The sequence below is a fragment of the Streptomyces sp. SID13726 genome, from assembly GCF_010548375.1.
Lineage (GTDB): Bacteria > Actinomycetota > Actinomycetes > Streptomycetales > Streptomycetaceae > Streptomyces.
This window is the reverse complement of sequence record NZ_JAAGLY010000111.1, coordinates 1-696: the sequence shown is the minus strand read 5'-3', so window position 1 is coordinate 696 and position 696 is coordinate 1. Positions and strand designations below refer to the sequence as shown.

The following is a 696-nucleotide window of genomic DNA, read 5'->3' as shown; positions in this document are numbered from 1 at the left end:
TGCTGGAAGCCGCCCCTGCGTCGTTGTCCGGACCTCTTCTGCGGTCGTCCTGCGCCGTGATCCGGCGCGGGACGACCACACACCCGCGGTAGCGTTCCCGCCACGCCCCTACGCCCGAGGCATCCGGCCTTTATGCCGCTCGGCCCCTATGCAGGTCCGGGGACCGGTGAGCGTGGGTCGTCGATGTCGACCGACACCTCGAACCCCGAGGTCGATGTGAAGGTAGCGACGGTTCCCGACAGCCGGATCCGGCTGAATGGATTGGATTCCGCGAAGAACATCGCCCACATCAGGGACCGGTCCGTAGTCAGACGTGCGACGAACCCCTCTGATCCGTACGAGCCCTCGCCGCCCCAGAGCAGCCCGTTCTCGCCCAGGTCCACGGCGGCGAGTCCATCGACGGAAGACACCCAGGACGGATCGCTTTCGAGCACTTCGTCGAGATCGAAGGAGGCAAGAACCGCGAAGCCCGTGGGCGTGTCGGGGGCGAGGGCGACGTCGTACGAGTGCCCGTCGGCGTAGTGGAGCGCGTCTGTGATGGGGAGCTCGAAGTCTTCCCAGAGTCGTTCGATCGCAGTCATCTATTCTTGCACTTCCCATTGCGCACGTGCTGAGGCCTTTCCTGGAATCCGGCCGGGGGAACCGGCTCGCCTGGTTCGTTTCGGTTCCGCGCGGAATTCATGCGTCTTCTGAATT

The 696-nt window shown here is 64.9% G+C and carries 1 protein-coding gene; it reads right to left on the bottom strand.

All coding sequences use genetic code 11. From position 1 onward, the window contains the following. Positions 1 to 146: 146 nt before the first annotated feature. Complete coding sequence (locus tag G3I78_RS46625) at positions 147 to 581, bottom strand: hypothetical protein (RefSeq protein WP_164436653.1); 435 nt, start codon at positions 579 to 581, stop codon at positions 147 to 149. Between the last annotated feature and the right edge of the window lie 115 nt (positions 582 to 696).